We start from the raw sequence: 13,754 nt of genomic DNA, 5'->3' as shown, positions 1-13,754 counted from the left end.
CCGGTTCTCTCAATGGACGGTCCTGTGCCCGCGAAGCATCACCGGCCCGACGCGCTCTTCAATGGTGCGTTTGAGTTCGTGGCGCATGCCGAGCATGAACGCCAGTTCCGCCACCACGAACAGCGGGCCGACGATCAGCCCGGTGAGGTCATCGACGAACGCCGGTTTGCGCCCTTCGTAGTGATGGCCGACAAACTGGATCGCCCAACCGATCACGAACATCCCCAGGCCGCTGCTCAGCCAGACCAGGGTGCTCTGTTGCGCCAGCGTGTGCCCGGCCCAGACCGACAGCCCCATCAGCACGGTCATCAATACCCCGAGCCGCAGTTCCAGGCGCAGGTAAAACCACGCCGAGGCCAGTGCGACCACAACCGCCGGCGATAACCACAAACCGCCCACCGACCCTTCCGGGCGCGACAACAACACCGCCACGGCCACCACAATCAGCGGAATGCCGATAAAGTGGCTGGCGATGTTGCGCGGGTCACGGTGGTAGGCGGCGTATTGACTCAAATGATCGACGAGGCTTTTCATTGTTGTTCCTCCTGTAGGGTGATCGAATCATGCGCCGGGTTTATGGTTCGCTCTGTCAGGCAGGCGACAATCTTCAGGAGAGTGCATGGAAAAGGTCTGGCGCGAACGCCTGATGACCGGGCAATGGTTCAGTCATCTGCCGTTGTCCTTTCAGGATAGTCTGCTGGCGAACGCCCGCGAGCGGCGGCTGGCGGCGGGGCAGCGGCTGTTTCAGCGCGGCGATCCGCCCTGCGGGCTGTACGCCGTGCTGGATGGCGCGGTGCGCATCGGCGCGGTCAGCGAGCAGGGCAAGGAGGCGCTGTTGAGCCTGGTCGAAGCGCCGCACTGGTTCGGCGAAATCTGCCTGTTCGACGGCCAGCCCCGCACCCACGACGCCTATGCCGTCGGCCCGTGCACCCTCATCAATATCCCGCAGTCCACGTTGCTCAAACTGCTCGAGGAACAGCCGGTGTACTGGCGGCACCTGGCGCTGCTGATGAGCCACAAACTACGCCTGACCTTCATCAACCTCGAACAACTGAGCCTGCTGCCGGCCCCGGCCCGCCTCGCTCACCGATTGCTGATGATCGCCGAAGGCTACGGCGAACTCGATCCACCACGCCGGGTTCTGCAACTGCCTCAGGAGCAACTGGCGTCGATGCTGTCGTTGTCGCGCCAGACCACCAATCAGATTCTCAAGGAGCTGCAGGGGCAGGGGATTATCGGACTGGCTTACGGCGAGATCGTGATTCTGGATGCGCAGCGATTGCGGGCGTTGGCGACCATTTGATCAATCATGCAAAACCTGTCAGCGCAACTGATCCCGAAACTGACCCGGCGTCATCCCCGTCCAGCGCTTGAACGCGCGACTGAAGCTGCTGGTGTCGGCAAACCCGAGCAGATAACTGATTTCGCTCAGCGAGCATTGCGGATCACGCAGGTGCAGCAGCGCCAGGTTCTCGCGGCTTTCGTTGAGCAGCGTGTCGAAGCGGCAGCCTTCGTCCGCCAGGTGCCGTTGCAGGCTGCGCAGGCTCAGGTGCAGGGCTTCGGCGATCCGTTCGGCTGAAGGTTCGCCGTCGGGCAGTTGTTCTTCGATCGCATCGCGTACCTTGCGCTCCCAGGTCAGTGGCTTGAGTTGGGCCAGGGTGCGTTTGAGTACCGCCTCGTTGTGTTCGGCCAGTTCCGGGTTGGCGTCGTCGAGGTGGCTGTCGAAGTCGGCAAGGGCGAATTCCAGGCGATCCTCGGCGGCGCCAAAATGCACCGGGGCGCGGAAGACCTTGTGCCACGGGTGATCATCCTCGGGCACCGGGCGGCGCAGGTACACCGCCAGCGGCGCGTAGTCGCGGCCCAGGCGATTGCGGCAGGTGCGCACGTAGATCGCGGCGAACGCATCGATGGCCTCAAAGGCTGGCGCGGGATTGCCGGAGGGGATTTTCAGGCGGAACAGGTAACGGTCATCGTTGCGGCTCAGTTCCAGTTCGAGGGCATCGCTGACGACCGGGTGATAACGCACGATCCGCTCGAACACCTCACGCAGGCTACCACTGGCGACCAGCGCGTAACCCAGCGCATGAAACGTGGTCGGGCTGACGAACCGCGACACCCGCAAACCGATGGCCGGATCGCCGCTGACCTGCACCGCGATCTGCCACAGGCGGGTGGTGCCGGACAGCGGATAGCGTGCGTTCGGGTCGTCCATCAATTGCGGATCGAGGCCGGCCTGCTGACAGAGGGCGATGCTGTCCAGCCCCAGCGCGTCGAGTTGCTTGCGCAGGGCACGGGTCCAGCTGGCGAGAGAAGTGGGTTCCTTCATGCTGATTGGCGCTTCCGGTCAACAGGTTGGCGTTCTCGGCTACCGCGTTCAGAACCTTTGCAAGGCAGGATGCGAACATCGATAACCAGAGGATGGAAGCATGGACCGTACTTCTGCAAGTCCCCAGCGACACAATGCTGCCCAGCGATCAGCGCATATTCGCCAAGTGGTGCTGGCCAAAGGCGTCGAACTGCGTGAGCGCTACCCGATTCTCAAGCACCAGGACGCGCTCGGAGCGGGGATTCTGGCCTTTGCCCTGGCCGGGATGATCGGTTCGGCGGCGCTGTACATCAGCGGCCACATGGCGTGGTGGGCGTGCCTGCTGCTCAACGCCTTTTTCGCTTCGCTGACCCATGAGCTGGAGCACGACCTGATCCACAGCATGTATTTCCGCAAGCAGCGCGTGCCGCACAACCTGATGATGGGCCTGGTGTGGCTGGCGCGGCCAAGCACGATCAATCCGTGGATCCGCCGCCACTTGCACCTCAATCACCACAAGGTTTCCGGCACCGAGACCGACATGGAAGAACGGGCGATCACCAACGGCGAGCCCTGGGGTTTTGCACGCTTGCTGATGGTCGGGGACAACGTGATGTCGGCGTTCATCCGCATGCTTCGGGCCAAGACCTGGGCGCACAAGCTCAACATCCTCAAGCGTTCGCTGAAGGTCTACGCGCCGCTGGCGCTGCTGCATTGGGGCGCGTGGTACGTGTTCCTCGGTTTCCATGGGGCCAATGGCGTTGCCTGGCTGATGGGCTCGTCGATCGAATGGTCGGCGACCACGCTGTCGGTGATGCAGGTGATCGACATCGCGGCGGTCGTCATCATCGGCCCGAATGTGCTGCGCACGTTCTGCCTGCACTTCATCAGTTCGAACATGCACTACTACGGCGATGTCGAGCCGGGCAATGTGCTGCAGCAATGCCAGGTGTTGAACCCTTGGTGGTTGTGGCCGCTGCAGGCGTTCTGCTTCAACTTCGGCAGCAGCCACGGGATTCACCATTTTGTGGTGAAGGAGCCGTTCTACATTCGCCAGATGACCGTGCCTGTGGCGCATAAAGTGATGCGTGAGATGGGGGTACGGTTCAATGATTTCGGGACGTTTGGGCGGGCGAACCGGTTTGTTCGGCAGGCTGACGTGGTGAGTGAAGAGGTGCGTACAGCCCGGGCTTGATGGTTGACTGCAAAGGCCTAATCGCTGGCAGGGCCAGCTCCCACATTTGGAATGCATTCCAAATGTGGGAGCCAACCTGCCAGCGATAGCTGTTTCTCAAGCACCCTCAATCCGGCTGAAACGGCGAGGCACTCAAAATCACCCCGGTCTCTTCGACATACTGCTGCCAATGCCCGATCAAGGTGCTGAGTCTGTCAGGCTGACTCAGCGCCAGATCATGAATCTCCCCCGGATCACTGCGCAAATCATAAAGCTGCCACGTCGCCGGCCCCACCGGTCCGGGGATGTACACCGCTTTCCATTGCCCCTGCCGAATCGCCCGCCGACCGAACAATTCCCAACCGGTGACGGTGTGTTCGTCATGCACCTGCGGCGTCTCGCCGGACAGGAATCCCAGCCAGGATTTACCCCGCAGCGGCGCCACCGGTTTGCCGCGCCATTGCTTGCCCGGATGACGCACGCCGGCCAGGTCGAGGATGGTCGGGGTGATGTCCATCACCGTGCCGAAGCCGTGGCTGATCTGGCCCTTGAGCGGCAGTTGCGGATAGTGCAGCAGCGCCGGCACGCGGATCCCGCCTTCGGTGGTGAAGGCCTTGAACAGGCGTGACGGCGCGGTCGCCACCTGCGCCCAGCTCGGCCCGTACCAGACGTAGGAATTGCCACGGCCGATGTTGTCGAGGCTGTTGTCGTAATGCTGGTTCAGATAGGTCAGCAGCTCCGGGCCGAACTTGGGAAAGGCTTCGAGCAGCGCACCTTCGGCACCGTTGTCGGACATGAACAGGATGAAGGTGTTGTCGAGTTGCCCCTGCTGGCGCAGATAGTCGACGACCCGGCCGATGTTCCAGTCCATGCGCTCGACCATCGCCGCGTAGACCTCCATCGCCCGCGCGGAGATCTGCCGCTGTTCATCGCTCAGGGCGTCCCATTGCGCGGTCAACCGGATCAGCGGATGCGGCTCGACATCCGCCTCGATCAACCCCAGTGCCTTGAGTTTTTCCAGGCGCTCCAGACGCAGCACTTCCGGCCCCGCGTCGTAGCGGCCACGGTATTTTGCGACGACATCCGCTGGCGCCTGCAACGGCCAGTGCGGTGCGGAAAACGGCAGGTAGGCGAAGAACGGCCGGCTCTGGTCGCGCTCCTTGAGATATTGCAGCAACTTGTCGCCGAAGGCGTCGGAGGAATAGAAATCCTTCGGCAATTCATCGAGAAACGTGTCGTCCTCGATGTACAGCGCCGGGGTGGACTTCAGCAGACCCGGCGTGTGTTCGTCGTAGGTCGGCTCGAAACCATAGTGGTTCGCCGCGCCCGGCAGCAGCGAGAACGAACGCTCGAAACCGCGCGCCTGGGGCGCCAGTTCAGCGGTCAGGCCCAAGTGCCATTTGCCGCTCATCAACGTCTGGTAACCGGCCTCGCGCAGCAGCTCTGGCAAAGCGACGACACGGTCGTTGAGGTAACCCTCGTAACCCGGTTTGCCGATCAGCTCCGGGGTCAATGCTTCGGCCATGGTGCCGATGCCGGCGATGTGGTGATCGGTGCCGGTGAGCAACATCGAGCGGGTCGGTGAGCACGTCGGGGCGGTGTGGAAATCGGTCAGGCGCAGGCCGTTGCTGGCCAGCGCATCGAGGTTCGGCGTGGCGATCTCGCCGCCAAAAGCGCCGATGTCGGAGAAACCGAGATCGTCGGCCAGGATCACCAGGAAATTGGGACGTTGCGGCATTCGCGAGAGCTCCTGTTCAGCAGGCGATGAACGACAGCGGCAGATCGCGGATCTGCGCGGGCTCGTTCGGTTGATAGTGATCGTCACTGGTCAGTTCGTGCAGCAGCTCCTCGCGCAACTGATGGAAGTCAAAACTGCTGCGCTGGCGCGGATGGGGCAGGGCGATGTCGACCACTTGCTTGATCCGTCCCGGACGCGGCTCCATCACCACCACGCGGTCGGCAAGGAAGATCGCTTCCTCGACGTCGTGGGTGACCAGAATCGTGGTGATCCTGGCCCGGTCACGGATCGCCAGCAGTTCGTCCTGCATCTGTTGGCGGGTCAGGGCGTCGAGGGCGCCGAAGGGCTCGTCGAGCAATAGGATTCGCGGGCTCGCCACCAGGCCGCGAGCGATCGCCACCCGCTGCGCCATGCCGCCGGAAAGTTGATGCGGATAGGCGCGGGCGAAGTCGCGCAGGCCCACCAGATCGATGAAATCGTTGATCCGCTGCTGCTTTTCGGCGGCGCTCAGCGGCTCGTTGACCAGCCCCAGGCCGATGTTGTCGGCCACTGTCAGCCACGGGAACAAACGGTGTTCCTGAAACACGATGCCGCGCTCGCCGCCGATGCCGCTGACGGCTTTGCCGTCGACGCTGATCTGCCCGCGAAATTGCGTGTCGAGGCCCACCAGCAGACGCAGCAGGGTGGATTTGCCGCAGCCGCTGGAACCGACGATGGCGACGAATTCGCCCTCGGCGATGTCGAGGTTGAATTCGCGGATCGCCTCCAGTTCGAAACCGTCGACGTCGAAGGATTTGCCTACGTGGGTGAAGCTGACAATCGGTGCGTTCATGCGTGTCTCCAGCGGGTGGCGCGGATTTCCAGGCGTTGGCCAATGAGGTTGAGCAGGGCGCCGATGAGGCCGACCAGGAGCATCCCGGCCATGATCAGGTCCATGCGCAGCAGTTGTTGCGCGCCGATCATCTGGCTGCCGATGCCGCCGTTGGACGGCATGAAATATTCGGCGCCGATGGTGCCGAGCCAGGCGTAGATCAGGCTCAGCCTGAGGCCGGCGAAAATCCCCGGCGCGGCGCCCGGCAGCACCAGGCGGCGCAGGCGTTGAGCAAGGCTCAGGCGCAGTACCTGCGCGGCTTCGTTGAGTTGTGGCGACAGGTTGGCGACGCTGCGCTGGGTGGCGACAAACAGCGGAAAAAACGCGGCGAGGGCGACGAACACCCATTTCGCCAGTTCACCGAGGCCGAACCATGCAGTGAGCAGCGGCACCCACGCGAAAATCGCGATCTGCCGCAGCGCCGCGAGAGTCGGGCCGAGCAGGCGTTCGCTGGTGCGCGACAGGCCGAGCAACAGACCCAGCGTGAGGCCGAGTCCGCCGCCGATCAGCAGGCCGCCAAGGGTGCGGCCGAGACTCAGGGCCATTGCGCTGATCAAGGTGCCGTCGAGCAGTCCGTGGTACGTGGTTTCCAGCACCGTCAGCGGACTGACCAGAATGTTGGGGTCGACCCATTGTTGATCGGTCGCCAGTTGCCACAGCGCGAACAGCGCCAGCGGCAACAGCCACGGTTGCAGACGCTGCCAGCCTTCATGGCGCGGGCCGCGACGAATTTCAGCGGTGGCCGGATGCGGCCAGTACACCAGTTTCCTGTCCAGCAGACCGATGCCGCGATCCATTGCCACGCCGATCACGCCGATCAGCACAATGCACACGAAAACGATGTCGAGCATGAACAACTGCCGCGCCCAGACCATCAGGAAACCGATGCCTTCACTCGACGCCAGCAGTTCCACCGCCAGCAGCGACGTCCAGCCGGCGGCCAGGGCCAGGCGTACGCCGGCCATGAATGCCGGAAGGGCGGCGGGCAGTACCAGGCGCCGGATCAACAGCCGTGGCGGCAGGCGCAACACGGCGGCGGCTTCGCGCAATTTGGGTTGTGCATCGCGCACGCCGACCAGGGTGTGGAGGGTGACGGGCACCACGATCGCCTTGACCAGCACCACCAGTTTCAGCACTTCGCCGATGCCGAAGAACACCATGAACAGCGGAATCCATGCCAGCGTCGGCACTTGGGCCAGCCCGGCGAAGGTCGGGAAGATCAAGCGCTCCAGACGTCGACTGAAACCCAGCGTCGCGCCCAGTACGGCACCGGCGGTAATCCCCGCCAGCAGTCCCCAGAACAGCCGTTGCAGGCTGATCCACAAATGGCTCCAGATCTCGCCCCGGGACAGTTCGACGGCGCTGTTCCACACCAGTGATGGCGCGGGCAGGATCTGCTCGCTCATCCATTGATGGCGCGCGGCGAGCCACCACAGAGCGAACAGGGCGATGGGCAGCAGCCACGGCAGCAGACGCTGGCTCAACGTCGGCCAGCTCCGTCGATTCAGCGGCGGGGCGGCGAGTGGCAGGCGGAGCAAGGATTCTCGGGCCATGGGTGACCTCCGTTGTCGGGTTGCATGGCAGCCGCTCCCACGAGACAGAAACGGTGTATGCAGAATTGATCTATAAAAATTCAAATCAATACTATTGGGAGATAAGCCAGACCATTTAAGGCTTACAGCCCGATACGCATCCAATGCATTCGAAGAATATTTTCGATGCTCTCCATGCATATCGCTGTGGAAGTCCCGGTGCCGCTCGCTTAGCGTTAAAAGCTATAAAAATGTGCATTTATAGTATTTAAGCGCAGATGCACATTCCGCCTACTTTCGGCTCCTCAATGCCCGTCGTGACCCAAGGAGCCGCACCCATGAACCTTCCCTTCAAACGCGTCATCAGTCTGTTCGCCGCCCCGGCGCTGGCGGGCCTGCTGGCGTTCAGCGCCAGCGCCGAGGAACTCAAGGAAATCAGGATCGCCGTGCCCGACCTGAGCGCCGGTGCCCAGCACAGCGGCGGGGGCATCGTGGATGTCTTGCGCGATCAGCAGATTTTCGAAAAGGCGTTTGCCGAGCAGGGCATCAAGATTCAGTGGAGCTTCTTCAAGGGGGCGGGGCCGGTGATCAACGAGGCGTTCGCCAATGGCCAGGTGGATCTGGCTTATCTGGGTGACCTGGCGGCGATCATCGGCAAGTCCAACGGTCTGGACACGCGCCTGCTCAGCGCCACCGCCCGTGGGGTGAAACAGTATCTGGGTGTGGTGCCGGGATCGGGGATCAAGACCTTGCAGGATCTCAAGGGCAAGCGTGTGGCGATCTTCCGTGGCACCGCGACCCAGTTGTCGTTCGATGCGGCGCTGGCGAGCGCGGGCTTGAGCGAGAAGGATGTGAAGGTGATCAACCTCGACTTCAACGCGGCGGTCGCCGCACTGGCGGCGAAGCAGATCGATGCGTCGTGGGGCAGTTCGGGACTGACGGCATTGCAGGCCAAAGGGCTGGCCGAGCTGCCACTCAATACCAAGGACCTCGATGGTGCCGGCAGCGTACAGGCGGTATTGCTGGGCACCGGCAAGTTCATCGATGCGCACCCGGAGGCAGTGGCGAAACTGCTCAAGGCTCAGCAGCAGGCAGTGGACTGGCTGACCCAGGACAGAAACAAGGAGGCTTACGTGCAACTGGTGTCGGGCCTGGCGAGTTATCCGTCGGTGATCCTGACGCAGGACCTCAAGGATCAGAATCTCAGCGAAGTGTTCCCGTCGACGCTCGATCCGCTGTTCCTCGAAGGCTTGCAGGGCAAGGTGGATCTGGCGGCGCAACAGAAACTGATCCGCAAGCCGTTCAAGGTGAGCGATTGGGTGGCGCCTGGGTTGGCGGCGGCCCAACTCTGATTTTTCGGTGCTCTTGAGGGCCTCTTCGCGCGCTTGCCTGCGAAGAGGCCCTAAACCGCGACGCCGATGTCCTGCTGGTCTACCGCCACCAGCGTCTCGATCATCGCCCGTGCTGCCGGCGACAGGCGAAACCCGGTCCGGCTGACGATCCCGCACCGCGCATTCATGCTCTCCAGGTTCTGCGGCAGATTGCGCCAGTGCAGCAGCGCCAGCGAGCCCTGGGCGATGTCCTCGACAAACGCCTCTTCGGTGCCCACGCCAATCGCATTGGATTGCAGCACGACCTTGACCAGTGCCGGGAAATGCTCGGTTTCGATGGTCGGTGAAAAGTCGATCCGCCCGCTGAGGTTCGCCAGCAGTTTGCGAATGCCCGGCGGGATCAATGTGGTCGCCAGCGGGTAATCGAACATGTCGTTGGTCGACAGGCTTTCCTTGCTCAGCAACGGATGCCCCGGGCGGCAGAAAAACACCCCGCGCTTGGGTGTCAACGCACGGGTCTGAAAGTTCGGGTCGGACTCGAAATGGCGGATGTCGGCGATGAAGAATTCGATCTCTTCGCGGCTCAGGGCGCGGCTGAGTTTTTCCCAGTTATCCACCTGAAAACAGGTGCGTACTTTCGGGTGAGCGTTGATGAATTGCGCCACGGCGTCCGGCACCAGTTTCACGGCCGGCGCAGGGCCGCAACCGAAGTGCAGTTCGCCGGCATCGAGCTTGGTCATTTGCGTCACTTCGGCGCTGAGCAATGCCGCGCCCTGGACCAGGGTCAGAGCGTGTTGCAACACCACCTGGCCTTCGGGCGTGGGGCGCAGATCCTTGTTGCCGCGATCCACCAGCACGCAGCCGAACTCCTGCTCCAGCCCTTGAATACTGCGGCTGAACGCCGGTTGCGTGATGCCCATCGCGTCCGCCGCGCGGACAAAGCTGCGGTGCTCGTTGAGGGCGATGAAGTAGCGCAGCTGGCGAAGATCCATATGCTTTTCCGGCATCCTAAAAATAGCTCGAAGGCATTTGCGACGAGGGTTGCCTGAGGTTTTAAATGCAAGCTCTTATTCCGTCAACGAAGCATGTGAATATCTATTAGATGTATATGGAATATAGATAGAGCGTTGTTTCGCTGCCGCCAACCGCAAGCAGTCGATGAGGGTCTACCCATGAGCAATGCCGCACTCGCTGTAAAACCCGCTGTCCACGCGCTGGACATTCATCCGGTGGCCGGTCGTATCGGTGCTGAAATCCGTGGTGTGCAGTTGTCCGGCGAGCTGGACGCCGCCACGGTCGAGGCGATCCAGCAGGCGCTGATCCAGTACAAGGTGGTGTTCTTCCGCGAGCAGACCCAGCTCGACGATCAACGCCAGGAAGCCTTCGCCCATCTGCTCGGCGAGCCGGTGGCGCATCCGACCGTGCCGTCCCGCGAGGGCACCCGTTATCTGCTGGAACTGGACGGCGCCGAGGGCCAGCGCGCCAACTCGTGGCACACCGACGTGACCTTTGTCGACGCTTATCCGAAGGCCTCGATCCTGCGTTCCGTCGTGGCCCCCGCATTCGGCGGCGATACCCTGTGGGCCAACACCGCGACCGCCTACAACGGCCTGCCGACCGAGTTGCGTGAGCTGGCGGACAAACTGGTGGCCGTGCACAGCAACGAATACGACTACGCCTCCGCAAAGCCGGACGTCTCGGCGGAGAAGCTTGAGCGCTACCGCAAGGTCTTCACATCGACCGTCTACGAGACCGAGCATCCGGTGGTGCGCGTGCATCCGGTCAGTGGCGAGAAAAGCTTGCTGCTGGGGCATTTCGTCAAACGCATCAAGGGCTATTCCCAGGCCGATTCGGCGCACTTGTTCGGGTTGTTGCAGAGCCATGTGATCCGTCAGGAAAACACCGTGCGCTGGCGCTGGAAGGCCGGTGACGTGGCGATCTGGGATAACCGCTCGACCCAGCATTATGCGATCGATGATTACGGCACTCAGGATCGCGTGGTGCGCCGGGTGACGCTCAAAGGGGAAGTGCCGGTGGGAGTCAATGGGCAGCGGAGTCAGACCATCAAAGGGCGTGATTGAAAATCAGCAGCCCTCACCCCAACGGGTGAGGGCTTTTGCCTGCTACCACACGCCAATCTGCACGACCTTCTCGCTCTCCGGCTCCCCATAACGAAACCGCTGCCCGCGCACATCGATCTCCTGATGGCTGATGGTGGTACGCCGCTTCAACCCGCGCACCCATTCAAACAGATACCCCGCATGCTCCTCGCGCACCGCCGCGCAGGCCGGGTCATCGCCCAGGTCATGCAATTCCTGCGGGTCATTCAGCAGGTCAAACAACTGCGGGCGAAAGCCGTCGTACGCCAGGTATTTCCAGCGCTCACTGCGCACCATGGTCATGCGGCAGCGGTCGATCGGCTGGCCCAGTCGCTCTCGCGCGGGGGCTTGAAACGCATAGTCGTATTCACTGATGGCATAGCGGCGCCAATCGGGGTTTTCGCCGTGCAACAAGGCAATCAACGAACGGCCTTCGAGGCGATGCTCCGCCCCCGGCAATCCCAGCGCATCAAGAAACGTCGGCAGCGCGTCGATGGTTTCCACCAGCCGCTCATCCACCGAACCGCGAGTGACATCCGCTGCCGCACGCGGATCGCGCACGATCAACGGCACGCCCACCGCCTGCTCCAGCAGAAACTCCTTCTCGCCCAGCCAGTGATCGCCCAGGAAGTCGCCGTGATCGCTGGTGAACACGATCAACGTGTCATCCCAGCGTCCGCTGCTTTGCAGGAAATCGAACAGCCGCCCGAGCTGGTCATCGACCTGTTTGACCAGGCCCATGTAGGTCGGGATCACGTTGTTTCGTACTGAATCTTTGGAGAAATTCAGGCTTTCCTCATGCTGGCGAAAGGCCTTGTAGACCGGATGGTCGCTTGGAAGGTCCGATCGGACCGGTTTGAGAATCGATTTCGTACTGTACAAAGTGTGGTACGGCGACGGTACGATGTAGGGCCAGTGCGGCTTGATGTACGAGAGGTGTAAACACCAGGATTTTTCACCTTGCTCACCGATGAAGTCGATGGCGCGATTTGTAGTGTAGACGGTCTCTGAATGTTGCTCGGGAATCCGCGCCGGCAGGTGCGAATGGCGCATTTGCCAGCCGCTGAGGATTTCCCCGTGCTCGCCTTCGGCGGCGTTGGCCCAGTCGTGCCAGGGGTTTCGTCCGTCGAAACCCTGTTCGCGCAGGTAATGGGTGTAGGGCGCGGATTCGCGTTTGTCATCGAACAGCGGGCCGTCGGGGAAGATGCCGTCGTGGCGAAAGTACGGCTCGAAACCGACCTCGTTCAGCACCTCGGCCTGTTCGCTCCGGGGATCGATCGCCAGCCGTTGCAAGGCATCCACATTGGCCGTGGCGTGGGTTTTGCCGACCAGCGCAGTACGAATGCCGTGGGGCCGCAGGTAATCGCCGAGGGTCAGTTCTTCCAATGGCAGCGGCACCGCGTTCCATGCCACCTGATGGCTGCTGACATAGCGGCCGGTGTACGCCGACATCCGCGATGGCCCGCAGATCGTGCCCTGGGTGTAGGCACGGCTGAACCGGACGCCGGCAGCGGCCAGGCGATCGATGTTCGGCGTGTGCAGATGTGGATGGCCGTAACAGGACAGGTAATCGCGGCGCAGTTGGTCGCACATGATGTACAGCACGTTGCGCACGGGGTTTTGCGAGGTGGTCATGAGGTTCACCGGTCAGAAGGACAGGTGAGGGTTTTCGCTTTCGGCGGTGGTGTTCGGCAAGTGCATTCGGGGAATGGGTTTTATGCAGAAGGTGCATCGGTGCTGAATCAGACCGCCAGCCCCGCCAGTGAGCACACTTCCTCATCCTGCTGATCCATTTCCTTGATCTGTTCGATCATCGCCTCCGCCAGCGGCGACAAGCGATAGCCGGCCCGGCTGACGATCCCGTAGCGCGTGTACAACTCTTCCAGATCATCCGCCAGCCCCTCGATCTTCAGGCGCACCAGTTCGCCCCTGGCCTGATGCAGGGCATCGGAATACGTCCCGACGATCCCGATCGCATCCGAGTGCAGCACCACGCCGAGCAGGCTGGTGCTGTTTTCACATTCCACGTTCGGGGTGAAGTCCGGGCGGCCGCTGAGGTCGACGATGACCTTGCGCAGATTCGGCGGACGAATGCTCACCGCCAGCGGATAACTCATCAGTTGCGCCGCGCTCACCCGTTCGTGCGTCGCCAGCGGATGTCCGGCGCGGCAGCAGAAATGCCACTTTCGCGGGCGCAAGCGGTGGGTCAGATAGTCCGGATCGGCTTCGAAGTAACGCGTGTCGGCAACGAAGAATTCGAACTCCTCGTTCAGCAACCGCTTGCTCAGGCTCTGCCAGTCATCGACCTGAAACTGCACCCGCGCTTTCGGGTAGCGGCCGATGAAACTGCCGATCGCCCGAGGGATCAATCCCGCTGCGGGCGCCGGGCCGCAACCGAAGCGCAACTCTCCTGCCTCCAGGCCATTGAACTGGCTGATTTCGTTGGCCATCTGCTGCGCGCCGCTGACCAGTCGCCGCGCGTGTTCAAGCAGCACCAGGCCCTGTTTGGTCGGCGGCAGATCCTTGCGTCCGCGATCAACCAACTGGCAACCGACGCTGTGCTCCAGCGCCTGGATGCTGCGGCTGAACGCCGACTGCGACAGATTCACCGCCTGCGCGCCGGCGACGAAGCTGCGTTGTTCGACGAGGGCTATGAAGTGGCGAAGCTGGCGCAAGTCGATATGCATTTTTCACATAAAAAATA

General features: G+C 62.3%; 12 protein-coding genes. 4 read left to right on the top strand and 8 right to left on the bottom strand.

The window, feature by feature from the left end; all coding sequences use genetic code 11:
* Positions 1 to 9: 9 nt before the first annotated feature.
* Complete coding sequence (locus KVQ74_RS20650) at positions 10 to 534, bottom strand: Mpo1 family 2-hydroxy fatty acid dioxygenase (protein ID WP_217833007.1); 525 nt, start codon at positions 532 to 534, stop codon at positions 10 to 12.
* Between the two features lie 85 nt (positions 535 to 619).
* Here KVQ74_RS20650 and KVQ74_RS20645 point away from each other — a divergent pair, with 85 nt between their 5' ends.
* Positions 620 to 1,303, top strand: coding sequence for a Crp/Fnr family transcriptional regulator (locus KVQ74_RS20645; protein WP_217833006.1), 684 nt, complete (start codon positions 620 to 622; stop codon positions 1,301 to 1,303).
* An 18-nt stretch (positions 1,304 to 1,321) separates the two neighbouring features.
* Here KVQ74_RS20645 and KVQ74_RS20640 read toward each other — a convergent pair whose 3' ends face one another.
* A complete protein-coding gene (locus KVQ74_RS20640) occupies positions 1,322 to 2,326 on the bottom strand; it encodes an AraC family transcriptional regulator (protein ID WP_217833005.1) in 1,005 nt (334 codons plus the stop codon).
* Positions 2,327 to 2,426: 100 nt separating this feature from the next.
* On the opposite strand from KVQ74_RS20640, the gene KVQ74_RS20635 reads away from it, so the two are divergent.
* The gene (locus KVQ74_RS20635) at positions 2,427 to 3,500 is read left to right on the top strand and encodes a fatty acid desaturase (RefSeq protein ID WP_217833004.1); all 1,074 of its coding nucleotides are present in this window, start codon (positions 2,427 to 2,429) and stop codon (positions 3,498 to 3,500) included.
* Between the two features lie 106 nt (positions 3,501 to 3,606).
* Here KVQ74_RS20635 and KVQ74_RS20630 read toward each other — a convergent pair whose 3' ends face one another.
* The 3 genes from KVQ74_RS20630 to KVQ74_RS20620 are packed head-to-tail and all read right to left on the bottom strand — an operon-like array spanning position 3,607 to position 7,641.
* On the bottom strand, positions 3,607 to 5,217 hold the full coding sequence (locus KVQ74_RS20630) for an arylsulfatase (protein WP_217833003.1): 1,611 nt from the start codon (positions 5,215 to 5,217) through the stop codon (positions 3,607 to 3,609).
* Between the two features lie 16 nt (positions 5,218 to 5,233).
* Positions 5,234 to 6,049, bottom strand: a complete 816-nt coding sequence (locus tag KVQ74_RS20625) for an ABC transporter ATP-binding protein (protein ID WP_217833002.1) — start codon at positions 6,047 to 6,049, stop codon at positions 5,234 to 5,236.
* Complete coding sequence (locus KVQ74_RS20620; RefSeq protein ID WP_217833001.1) at positions 6,046 to 7,641, bottom strand: ABC transporter permease; 1,596 nt, start codon at positions 7,639 to 7,641, stop codon at positions 6,046 to 6,048. The genes KVQ74_RS20625 and KVQ74_RS20620 overlap by 4 nt, the downstream gene beginning before the upstream one ends.
* A 317-nt stretch (positions 7,642 to 7,958) precedes the next feature.
* On the opposite strand from KVQ74_RS20620, the gene KVQ74_RS20615 reads away from it, so the two are divergent.
* Positions 7,959 to 8,972, top strand: a complete 1,014-nt coding sequence (locus tag KVQ74_RS20615) for an ABC transporter substrate-binding protein (protein WP_217833000.1) — start codon at positions 7,959 to 7,961, stop codon at positions 8,970 to 8,972.
* A 50-nt stretch (positions 8,973 to 9,022) separates the two neighbouring features.
* On the opposite strand, the gene KVQ74_RS20610 is transcribed toward KVQ74_RS20615, so the two are convergent.
* Positions 9,023 to 9,943, bottom strand: a complete 921-nt coding sequence (locus KVQ74_RS20610) for a LysR family transcriptional regulator (protein WP_217832999.1) — start codon at positions 9,941 to 9,943, stop codon at positions 9,023 to 9,025.
* A gap of 180 nt (positions 9,944 to 10,123) precedes the next feature.
* On the opposite strand from KVQ74_RS20610, the gene KVQ74_RS20605 reads away from it, so the two are divergent.
* Positions 10,124 to 11,032, top strand: coding sequence for a TauD/TfdA dioxygenase family protein (locus tag KVQ74_RS20605; protein ID WP_217832998.1), 909 nt, complete (start codon positions 10,124 to 10,126; stop codon positions 11,030 to 11,032).
* 42 nt (positions 11,033 to 11,074) lie between these two features.
* Here KVQ74_RS20605 and KVQ74_RS20600 read toward each other — a convergent pair whose 3' ends face one another.
* Together KVQ74_RS20600 and KVQ74_RS20595 are read right to left on the bottom strand one after the other, a co-directional pair.
* Positions 11,075 to 12,685, bottom strand: a complete 1,611-nt coding sequence (locus tag KVQ74_RS20600; RefSeq protein WP_217832997.1) for an alkaline phosphatase family protein — start codon at positions 12,683 to 12,685, stop codon at positions 11,075 to 11,077.
* A gap of 107 nt (positions 12,686 to 12,792) precedes the next feature.
* Complete coding sequence (locus KVQ74_RS20595; RefSeq protein ID WP_217832996.1) at positions 12,793 to 13,737, bottom strand: LysR family transcriptional regulator; 945 nt, start codon at positions 13,735 to 13,737, stop codon at positions 12,793 to 12,795.
* Positions 13,738 to 13,754 lie beyond the last annotated feature (17 nt).

Source organism: Pseudomonas botevensis (assembly GCF_019145475.1).
Taxonomy (GTDB): Bacteria; Pseudomonadota; Gammaproteobacteria; order Pseudomonadales; family Pseudomonadaceae; genus Aquipseudomonas; species Aquipseudomonas botevensis.
This window is presented reverse-complemented; position numbering and strand designations above follow the sequence as displayed.

What these genes read in the sequence shown, in the direction of transcription:
- KVQ74_RS20650 (WP_217833007.1), bottom strand. Translation starts at nt 534, where the DNA reads ATGAAAAGCCTCGTCGATCATTTGAGTCAATACGCCGCCTACCACCGT.
- KVQ74_RS20645 (WP_217833006.1), top strand. Translation starts at nt 620, where the DNA reads ATGGAAAAGGTCTGGCGCGAACGCCTGATGACCGGGCAATGGTTCAGT.
- KVQ74_RS20640 (WP_217833005.1), bottom strand. Translation starts at nt 2,326, where the DNA reads ATGAAGGAACCCACTTCTCTCGCCAGCTGGACCCGTGCCCTGCGCAAG.
- KVQ74_RS20635 (WP_217833004.1), top strand. Translation starts at nt 2,427, where the DNA reads ATGGACCGTACTTCTGCAAGTCCCCAGCGACACAATGCTGCCCAGCGA.
- KVQ74_RS20630 (WP_217833003.1), bottom strand. Translation starts at nt 5,217, where the DNA reads ATGCCGCAACGTCCCAATTTCCTGGTGATCCTGGCCGACGATCTCGGT.
- KVQ74_RS20625 (WP_217833002.1), bottom strand. Translation starts at nt 6,049, where the DNA reads ATGAACGCACCGATTGTCAGCTTCACCCACGTAGGCAAATCCTTCGAC.
- KVQ74_RS20620 (WP_217833001.1), bottom strand. Translation starts at nt 7,641, where the DNA reads ATGGCCCGAGAATCCTTGCTCCGCCTGCCACTCGCCGCCCCGCCGCTG.
- KVQ74_RS20615 (WP_217833000.1), top strand. Translation starts at nt 7,959, where the DNA reads ATGAACCTTCCCTTCAAACGCGTCATCAGTCTGTTCGCCGCCCCGGCG.
- KVQ74_RS20610 (WP_217832999.1), bottom strand. Translation starts at nt 9,943, where the DNA reads ATGGATCTTCGCCAGCTGCGCTACTTCATCGCCCTCAACGAGCACCGC.
- KVQ74_RS20605 (WP_217832998.1), top strand. Translation starts at nt 10,124, where the DNA reads ATGAGCAATGCCGCACTCGCTGTAAAACCCGCTGTCCACGCGCTGGAC.
- KVQ74_RS20600 (WP_217832997.1), bottom strand. Translation starts at nt 12,685, where the DNA reads ATGACCACCTCGCAAAACCCCGTGCGCAACGTGCTGTACATCATGTGC.
- KVQ74_RS20595 (WP_217832996.1), bottom strand. Translation starts at nt 13,737, where the DNA reads ATGCATATCGACTTGCGCCAGCTTCGCCACTTCATAGCCCTCGTCGAA.